This window comes from Centipeda sp. (in: firmicutes), from assembly GCF_057271695.1.
Map to the genome: position 1 here is coordinate 1 of NZ_DBHIVL010000087.1, position 9,302 is coordinate 9,302.

Sequence of the window (9,302 nt, forward strand, 5' to 3'; positions counted from 1 at the left end):
ACTGATAAATTCAGCGCCGCCATCTTGACGCATCTTTTTTGCCCGCACTGTGTCGACAAATCCTCCACATAGCTTTGGCTATGCGTCCGGTTTGCCTCCTTGTTCGGACGAAAAAATCTACGCCAATCTGACGGACTTCATTTTATCAGCGATTCCTTAAAAACATACAGAAGATGAGCGTGAGATGAAAAGAAAAGAGGCTGTTGACGAAGTTTATCCTTCGCGCAGCAGCCCCGCTTGGTTGGGATCAGCGTTCCACCTGCGGCGGATCGACGGGGGTGGTGATCGTGGTGGGCGCGTTGGTGTCGGCAGGGACTTCGTCCTCCCCGGAGACGCTGTTGCGCCCCTTTTCCTTCGAGATGTAGAGGGCGCGGTCGGCGCGCTCCATCAGTTGTGCCATGTGGTCGCCTGTGCCGTGCCACGTTGAGACACCAAAGCTCATGGTGACGCCGTCCAAAGTCTGTTCGAGGGTCTTTCGGAATTCCTCACAGAGCGCGACCATCTGATGCAGGTCGTGATGGAGGGCGAGCAGGATGAACTCATCACCGCCGTAGCGGATGAAGATGTGGCGGCGGTCAATCTTTGCGTGTACGGTGTCGGCAATCTGCTTGAGGATGTGGTCGCCGCCGAGATGCCCCCTCGTATCGTTGACGGTCTTGAAGTGATCCACGTCGAAGATGGCGAACGAGAATTTGAAGTCGCGCGTATTTGCAAGCACCGAGAATTTTGCAATGCCGTCGGCAAGCTGGTGGCGGTTGAACGCGCCCGTGAGGAAGTCGCGGCTCGCCTCGTTCTGCGACTCCTGCAGCTCGCGTGCGAGCGTTTCGTTTTTCTGTGCGAGTGCGGCATCCTCCTGCATCTGCTGACGAATGAGGAAGAAGACGAACGGGATGACCGCATAGATGGAGAAGATCGTGCACGAGAGGGGCGAGGCGAGGAGGTGGTACTCCCAGTGCAGGGCATCCACACCGACAAAGCCGGTCAGTGAGATCATCGCGACAAGACCATAGCGGCAGGCGGGGGTTTCCTTCGTGTTTGAACGGAACAGGGTATAGATGAGCACGAGGCAGCTAATGAAGAGGATCGGATAGAAGATGTAGAGCAGATTCATGTAGCCGTCGAATCCGCAGAGTTCCGTAATGGTCGCAACAATAAAGAGCAGCGTATAGACAACGATGGAGGTTTGTGCTGCCTTTGTATATGCAGGGCTGACAATTTCCTGTATGATTCGCGCAAAGGTGGCGGGCATGATGTAGAGCATGATGAGGTGGATCTCCCACCAGAGGGCGGGGACGCCGAGGATACGCGAGAAGAACGAGGAGGTGCCCGTCGTCCACAGGATGAAACTGACGAGGAAGGCGATGAGGTACAGGTGCATCTTGCGTCGTCCCTCTACGCCGCGCCAGACGAGGTCCATGACGAGGAAGACGATGAGCGAGAGGGCGATGGAGATGCTCGCGATATAGATTGCATCCGCAAGGCCGATCTTCCGCATGAGGGATTTCTCGCTGCCGATGAAGAAGTAGTCCACGCTCCCGACCCAGTTGGCGTAGCCCGAGTTCAGTAGGATGGTGAGCCGTTTGCCCGAAAGCCCCTCGTCAACGTGGAGGAAGTGGAGCGTGCGTCCGCGCGAGCCTGTGAGATCCGACCAGTTCCCGTGGACATAGATGAGCTCGTTATCGAGGTAGACATAGACGTTCTGATTGGTTGTGGTAAAGAGGAGTTGGTTGACAAAGAGCGGTGTTGTCGCAGGGATCTCCCATGAGAGGTAGACCGTCTGCGTGCCTGCGGGCATGGGCGGCTGCGTGGGATAGGAATAGGTCTGCCAGTCGAACTTGCCCGGATGAAAGCCGATGATGTCCTTGTACGCGGGGCTCCCATTGATGACAGCATATTTCGGTTCGATGGAGGAATAGAGCGAGAAGCTGATCGACTGCCATGCGAATATTGCCATTGCCGCAATCGATGCCATACAGAGGAGAATGACCCCGTTCTCCCGCAGTGTCTGAAAAAAATGTGACATATCTTGTATTCATCCTCGGTTTTCAGTCCCAGACGTAACGGGACGATTATCCTAACAGAAAAATGATGTACTATTATAACATAAAAACAGGGGTGTGCATACTCTTAAATGAAGCGCGGTTATAATTTTGTCAGCGACGGAGGGTGGGGGAAAGAAAAACTGCCGCACGAAGTTTTTGCTACGTACGGCAGCATTTTTGCTATCAGACGTGGAGTCCCGAGAGATCCAGTGCATCAAATCCCGTGAGGAGTTCCTTTACGGTGCGTTCAATCGTATCCGCGCCGCCCTCTGCGTCTGCCTCGATGTTGAGCGGCATGTTCGGGTCGTGGAGCGACATGCGCAGCAGCGCCCAGCCGCCGTCCATGACGATGCGCACGCCCTCGTAGGAGGGGCTGGCGATGGTGAGTCCCTTTGCCCGTGCGCGTTCCTCGAATGCGGCGAGAACTTCTTTTCCGTAGGATTTCGTGTCGTCCTGTCCGAGGATCTTGATGCGGATCTCACGCGCCTCGGCGGGGTGGCGGATATCGGCGATGAGGTCGGCGAGCGTCCTGCCCTCGGCGCGCGCCTTTGCCGCCGCGATGATGAGTTTCACCGCGAGGTAGGCACCGTCGTCGAGGTAGTAGTTCTCCGAGAGTGCGCCGTGCCCTGAGGTCTCAATCGCGAGTGGGGAGACCTCGCCCGCCTCGTTGCGGCGGATGCACTCGTTGATGACGTTCTTGTAGCCGCGCATATAGCGCAGATGCTTCAGGTGCAGATCGTTTTCGAGGAAGTCGGCGAGGCCGTCCGAGGTCACGGAGTCCGTGATGATGGTGGAGCCGGGGTAGTCAGGCGCGAGGATGGCTGCCATCATGGCGATGAGGGCGTTGCGGCTGACATCGGTACCGTCCGCGAGAACCGCGCTCATGCGGTCAACGTCGGTGTCGAAGATGAGCCCGAGATCGGCATCATTTCGGGTGACAGCTTCCTTGATTGCGCGCATGGCGGCAGGATCTTCGGGGTTCGGGATGTGGTTCGGGAAATGCCCGTCGGGGTCGAGGAACTGGCTGCCCGTGGTGTCTGCGCCGAGCGGGGTGAGGATGCGCCCTGCAAAGAAGCCGCCCGCGCCGTTGCCCGCGTCGACGACGATGTGCATGCCCGCGAGCGGTTTTTTTGCGCCGCCGAGTGCCGTGCGGATTTTGTTTACAAGGTGCTCGCTATAGCGGCCGATGAGGTCGAACTTCAATACATGGTCGAGTGTGCCGTGTGCTTCCTTTGCCTCTGCGGCGTAGGCGAGGATTTTCTGAATGTCCTCCTTGTCCGCGCCGCCCGCAGCGGTGAAGAATTTCAGCCCGTTGCGGTTGTACGGGAGATGGCTCGCCGTAATCATGATCGAACCGTCCGCCGCCGTTTCCTCGAAGATGGTCGCCATGAACATGGCGGGGGTGGAGGCGAGGACGCAGTCGATGCCATGTGCGCCCGTGTGGGTCAGCCCTGTGAGCACGCAGTCCTTGATGGCGAGCGCGGAGATGCGCGAGTCGTGTCCGACGGCGATCTGCAGCTCGGCAGGCTGTTTGCCCGTTTTCTCCATGAGGAGACGGACGAAGCCGGCGGCGATGCGGTTCGCCGCCTCGGGTGTGAGGGTGACAGGCTCATCGGGCACACCGGGGACGGCGACGCCGCGGATGTCGCTGCCGTTCGCGAGCTTCTTGAAGTCCTCGTAGGTCAGTGGCATGGGAATTCCTCCTTTACTGTATCGAGCCTCCCCCAGCGCAATGGGGGAGGGGGACCGCTTGCGGTGGAAGGGGCGCTATGGGCGGCTGCTGTGATCTCACTCCGCGCCGAAAAACTCCTCCTCGACCGCAATGCAGAGGGCGTGGTAGATCGGGAGGTGGTACTCTTGAATCTGATACGTCTCGTCAGCAGGGGCTTTGATCGTGATATCGGCGTAGCCGCCCGTCACGCATTTGCCGCCCGATGCACCTGTGAGAGCAATGGTTTTCAGCCCGAGTGCCTTTGCCATGCGGAAGGCGTAGAGCACGTTTTTCGAGTTGCCAGAGGTCGTGATGCCGAGGAGGACATCCTCAGGTTTTCCGAGTCCCAATACCTGCTGGGCAAAGGTGAGGTCGGGTGCCTGATCGTTCGAGAACGCCGTGCTGATTGCGAGCTGCGAGGGCAGCGAGATCGCGGGGAGTGCGCCCTGTAAATTCTGCATGAAGTAGTCGACCGTGCGCGGGTCGGTCGTGTCGCACGCCTCGTGCAGCTTTGCAAGGATGTGCTCGTCGAGGTGACGCGGCAGGAGAAAACCCTTCATCAGCTCACCGACGATGTGCTCCGCATCCGAGGCGGAGCCGCCGTTGCCGCAGACAATGAGCTTGCCGCCCGCACGCCAGCTGTCCACGAGTGCCTCTACAGCGGCGCGGACATCCGCCGCGCAGACCGCGAGCGCGGGATAGCGTGCGATGAGTGTGTCCACGGCTGCGTAAGTAGATTCTTTCATAGGCATAACGCTCCTTTGCAATATGATTCTGTTCTTATTATGGACGATGTAAAACGCTTTTTCAAGGGGAAATAGTGAAGACGGCAGAGAAAATTCCGCGTTATTTATTCTAATTTATAGTTATTTATCGTTATTTTATATAATTGTTTTATATTTATTGATTTTACGGAGAAAATGCGGCTGTTTACGCAGTCATGCAAAATGCCCCGCAGGGTTTTGTGTCTGCGGGGCGTTCTTTTGCGTTGTTTTCGGGAATCGTTGCGTTTATCCGCGTGTTCTTAGGGAATCGCTGATAAAATGAAGTCCGTCAGATTGGCGTAGATTTTTCTGTCCGATTGAGGAGGCAAACCGGACGCATAGCCAAAGCTATGTGGAGGATTTGCCGACAAAAAGCGGGCAAAAAAGATACGCTAAGATGGCGTGGCTGAATTTATCAGTGCTTCCCTTAGCGACTGCGATAGTGATTGGCGACGATGTGCGGGCTTTCCCCTGCGATATTTGCGCGTGTGCTCGTCCGTGCAGCATAGGATGCAGGTGCGCCCTGCGGACGGATATCCGTGATCGGCGGCTGCGGTGCTGCCTGCTGCGGGCGTACCGCGCTTTGGTAGGCGTTCTCCTCCTTGCGTCCGCGGAAACGGTTCCATGCCCAGCGAATCGCCATGAATGCCGCGATCGCGATGGCGACGTTCGCCAAGACACCGAGGATGTCGGCGAACATCCCGCCGCCCATGCCGAACATGGAGGCGAGTAGTCCGCCGAGCATCATGCCGCCCGCGAGAAGTCCCACGTTGCGCAGGGTATTGCCCCAGCCCGAGCTTTTCTGTGCCTGACTAGCGGCATTCGCGGCACTCGGCGTGTTCGATTTCGCACCTGCGGCGGGAGCGTTCTTGTCGAGCTGGCTTGCGCTCTTGGATGGAGCGTAGCCCTCTCCATTGCCCGAGACGGATTTGCTCTGGCTGCCGCTTTGCGTGCTCGAGGATGCCTTGGGAGCGGACGGCGCCGCCTTCGGCGCGATGCGTGCGCCGCCCTTTGCTGCCTCCGCCTGCGCACCGAGGGTGCTCTGCACGATCTGCGGGAGGATGAGGGGGGCGGTAAAGGTCAGCGAGCCGACCATCGCCGCAGCGATAAGTTTCTTTAGTTTCATTCGATGTTCTCCTTTAATATATCGTTCGATACGGGGATAGCCCCGGTATTCGTAACCGAATTGAAAAACGCAAATTAATACCTTGACGAGCGGTGCTCCGTAGCAAACCCTAGTGGAGCAAGCGGGAAAAAGTGTGCGACCCGCCCCCTGCGGATTTTGACCGTTCAAGCGAAGCGCGTTTGAAATCCGCAGGTATTTAGGCGGACGAGCACACGACCGCTTGCGTAACGAGGTGTTCTGCGAGGAGCACGCGAGGATGCCTTACTCCCGATAGGATTTCACATCCTCGGGGAAGGCGTAGATCTCGCCGACTGTGTCGAGCTCGCCCGAGAGATAGCGGTCAATGTCGTCCACGTCGATGTAGAGTTTGCAGTCGATGTCGAGGTAGCCCTGCTCACGCCCGTCCGAGAGGTCGCGGATTGCCATGAGCTTTTCGCGCAGCTTCATGAGGTCGGTGCGCGTCGCGTGCACATCGAGGCGCAGCTGCGGCACGCCGTATTCCTTGAGAACTTCCTCCATGGTCATACGCTGTGACATAGTGATGTTCCTTTCTTTTCAGTGAGACTTAGGGAATCGGTTGGGCAGGGCAGAATTCAATGTGGAGCATCATACCCATGCCGGCAGCAAGACGCTGTAAGGTTCGGAGAGATGGGTTTGCATTGCCTTTTTCCAGTTTGCTGATATCCGCCTGTGCAATCCCTGTGCGTACAGAGAGTTCCTTCTGTGTGAGACCGGCACTCCTGCGGGCATCAATCATCGCCTGTATGATGGCGCGTTCCGGCTGAAGAGCTTCGAACTCGGAGCGCAACTCAGGATCGCTCAGCTGCTCTTCGAGAAAGTCATCAAATCTCGTGCTCATCTGTGCACTCCTTTCTTTGCAAATAATCTCTGCGATATTCTTTTGCACGTTCGATTTCCTGCGGTGGGGTCTTGGGTGTTTTCTTCACAAATCCGTTGGTGAGAATAATTCGTTGATCGGCGTAGAAGAAATAGAGAACGCGTGTGATATTCGAGGCAAGTTTTGTGCGAAGTTCAAAGATACCCTCAGAGAGATGTTTGGAATATGGTTCTCTGAGCTCGTAGCCGTTGTTTTCCAGAATGGAAATCATGCTGAGGAGTTTGACGCGGATCTTCTTGTCAAGTGAGAGCAAAAACTCTCGTGCGGGCTGTTCGCCGTTGGACTTCTCATAAAACTCGACATAAAATCGCATATAATCTGCCCTCATAATATAGGATTTATACTATATTGTCAATGTGAGTGTTTTCTTTGCGTCGCTACTCTATCAAATGGGACTGAATTCTAGCTGAATTCCCTATGTTTTGCCTTCTCTTCGCGCTCCCGCCGTTTGCGCAGGGCGAGGAGGGCGGCGGTGAGAGCTCGTTTTTCGTGCAGGTATGTCTCGTAGTCGAGGTCGCCGACGGCACTCTGCATCCGCTGCTCAAGTGCGCGTATGGCCGCCTCCGTTCGCCGAATGGCTGCGCCCGTATCCTGCATTGCGATCCCTCCCGCGTATAGGAAGCACTGATAAATTCAGCCACGCCATCTTGACGTATCTTTTTTGCCCGCACTGTGCCCTCGATCCTCCACATAGCCCTTGCTATGCGTCCGGTTTGTCTCCTTGTTCGGACGAAAAAATCTACGCCAATCTGACGGACTTCATTTTATCAGCGATTCCTATATTGTAACAGTTTTGAGAAAAATTGTCTACATTCACACAGCGGCTATGGTATAATGGGAATTATTGCAAAATAAGGAGCTTCACGTTGAAAAAACGATTCTATGAAAATGTGCGGGAGAACACGCTCGCGCTGGAACGGGCGCAGAATGCGAAGCGGGCACGGTTCATTCTCGCGCGCACGGTGGTCTTTCCTGTGATGTTGGTGGTGCTGATCCACGGCTATGATATGGGCTCGGCGGCAGAGATGGTGCTCGGCGGATTCCTGCTGCTGCTCTTTATGGTGGTTGTTGCGCGCCATCGGAAACTGGAGCGGCTGCGCCTCCTGACGAAGGCATATCTTGCGGTGACGGCGGGCTATCTCATGCGTTTCTCGGGGGAGTGGAAGTCTCTGCCCGAGGACGGTGTCGTCTATGGCAAGGAAAAGCGTCCGCCTGACCGTGATCTGCACATCTTCGGCACGGCGTCGCTCTATCAGTATCTCTGCGCGGCGCGGACGCAGGCGGGACGGGAGCGGCTCGCCGCTGCGCTCACAGCAACGCCGCGTGACCTCGAACGCTCACGCAGACGGCAGGCGGCCGTGGCGGAGCTTCTCGCACATCCGCTTCTCTGCATCGAACTGGAGGCGCGCGGAGCGCGGCTGCCGGATGGGCACGATACGCGGGAGCTCGCGAAGGAGTTGGCGCATCCTCTCAATGGTTCGCTAAAGACAATATCCTGTATTGGCATTGTGCTTGCAAACGCGTTCGTTTTATCGTTTCTGTGGGCTGCTTTTGCGGGTGGGTCATGGGCAGTGCCGCTCATCCTCTTTATGTTCAACCTGACGGTCGCGATTGCGTTCTATCCGCGTACGCAGCGCGAGCTTGCCCCGCTCGGACACATGGCGCGGGAGCTTCGCCTCTACGGACGCATCTTTCACGCACTGGAGCGTGCGCCGCTGCGTGGGGAGGCGTTCGCGGCGATTCTCGCGCCGCTCTTTGCGCCTGTTCGCGCGACGACGGCGCAGAGCAGACTGACGACGCTTGCGGAGTGTGCGGCAATGCGGCGGAATGTGCTCTTTTTCTTTCTGGCGAACGGGGCACTCCTCTGGGATCTGCACTGCATGGCGTATTTCGCCCATTGGCGGCTGCAGGCGGGGCCGGCGGCTGCCGGCTGGCTGAAGGTCTGGGCGGAGGTGGAGGTGCTGCTCTCGCTTGCACGCATCGGTCATACGCGTGAGGTACATTGCTTTCCGCAGTTCATCGAGGGCGATGCACCGCGCCTCGAAGTGGAGGGAGCGATGCCGCTCGTGATTGCCGAGGAGGCGGCGACACCGAACGACGCACACCGTGCAGCGGGGACGCTCGTCATTACAGGGTCGAATATGTCGGGCAAGACAACGTATATGCGAACACTGGGCTCTAACGCTGTTTTGGCATACGCGGGCGCGCCTGTGTGTGCAAAGGTGTTTGCCCTGACTCCGATGGCGGTCTATACGTCGATCCAGATCAGCGACGACCTTGCGGGCGGCATTTCGACGTTTTACGCCGAGCTCCTGCGCATCAAGAAGATGATGACGTACAGCAAGCGCGGAAAGCCGATGCTTATTCTGATTGACGAGATCTTTCGCGGGACGAACTCCGCCGACCGCATTGTCGGGGCGCGTGAGGCAATCCGACGGCTGACCCTGCCGCACGCGATTACGATTGTGACGACGCATGATTTTGAGCTGTGCGACCTCGGGCGCGAGGGTGTGCCCGTGGAGAACGCGCATTTTGAGGAGCACTACGAGGAGGACAAGATCCTCTTTGACTTCAAGATCCGCGAGGGACGCTGCCGCACGACGAACGCGCAGTATCTCCTGCGGATGGCGGGCATCATGGGGGAGTGAGGGGCGTTTGCCGCTTGCAATCGTGACATCCCTTGTAAAATCTGCTATAATAGGGAAGTATTTTAGGAATCGCTGATAAAATGAAGTCCGTCAGATTGGCGTAGATTTTTTCG

At 57.1% G+C, this 9,302-nt stretch carries 9 protein-coding genes; 1 reads left to right on the forward strand and 8 read right to left on the reverse strand.

What is annotated here, in order from left to right; all coding sequences use genetic code 11:
- Positions 1-247 precede the first annotated feature (247 nt).
- The 8 genes from ACO6BQ_RS10940 to ACO6BQ_RS10975 form a co-directional block, all read right to left on the reverse strand.
- Positions 248-2,023: a GGDEF domain-containing protein gene (locus ACO6BQ_RS10940; RefSeq protein WP_489120909.1), complete on the reverse strand. Its 1,776-nt coding sequence runs from the start codon at positions 2,021-2,023 to the stop codon at positions 248-250.
- 202 nt (positions 2,024-2,225) lie between these two features.
- Entirely contained in the window at positions 2,226-3,734 is a 1,509-nt protein-coding gene (locus ACO6BQ_RS10945; protein ID WP_489120910.1) for a phosphohexomutase domain-containing protein, read from the reverse strand.
- A 96-nt stretch (positions 3,735-3,830) separates the two neighbouring features.
- Positions 3,831-4,499 (reverse strand): D-sedoheptulose-7-phosphate isomerase, encoded by a 669-nt coding sequence (locus tag ACO6BQ_RS10950; RefSeq protein WP_489120911.1) that lies wholly within the window; start codon positions 4,497-4,499, stop codon positions 3,831-3,833.
- 445 nt (positions 4,500-4,944) lie between these two features.
- Positions 4,945-5,643, reverse strand: coding sequence for a hypothetical protein (locus ACO6BQ_RS10955; protein WP_489120912.1), 699 nt, complete (start codon positions 5,641-5,643; stop codon positions 4,945-4,947).
- Positions 5,644-5,904: 261 nt separating this feature from the next.
- Positions 5,905-6,180, reverse strand: a complete 276-nt coding sequence (locus ACO6BQ_RS10960; protein WP_006692413.1) for a hypothetical protein — start codon at positions 6,178-6,180, stop codon at positions 5,905-5,907.
- 28 nt (positions 6,181-6,208) lie between these two features.
- Positions 6,209-6,502 (reverse strand): helix-turn-helix domain-containing protein, encoded by a 294-nt coding sequence (locus tag ACO6BQ_RS10965; RefSeq protein ID WP_489120913.1) that lies wholly within the window; start codon positions 6,500-6,502, stop codon positions 6,209-6,211.
- Positions 6,486-6,854 (reverse strand): type II toxin-antitoxin system RelE/ParE family toxin, encoded by a 369-nt coding sequence (locus ACO6BQ_RS10970; protein ID WP_489120914.1) that lies wholly within the window; start codon positions 6,852-6,854, stop codon positions 6,486-6,488. Before ACO6BQ_RS10970 ends, ACO6BQ_RS10965 begins: the two co-directional genes overlap by 17 nt.
- A gap of 89 nt (positions 6,855-6,943) precedes the next feature.
- Positions 6,944-7,138, reverse strand: coding sequence for a hypothetical protein (locus ACO6BQ_RS10975; protein WP_489120915.1), 195 nt, complete (start codon positions 7,136-7,138; stop codon positions 6,944-6,946).
- Positions 7,139-7,407: 269 nt separating this feature from the next.
- On the opposite strand from ACO6BQ_RS10975, the gene ACO6BQ_RS10980 reads away from it, so the two are divergent.
- A complete protein-coding gene (locus ACO6BQ_RS10980; RefSeq protein WP_489120916.1) occupies positions 7,408-9,189 on the forward strand; it encodes a MutS-related protein in 1,782 nt (593 codons plus the stop codon).
- Positions 9,190-9,302: the final 113 nt, after the last annotated feature.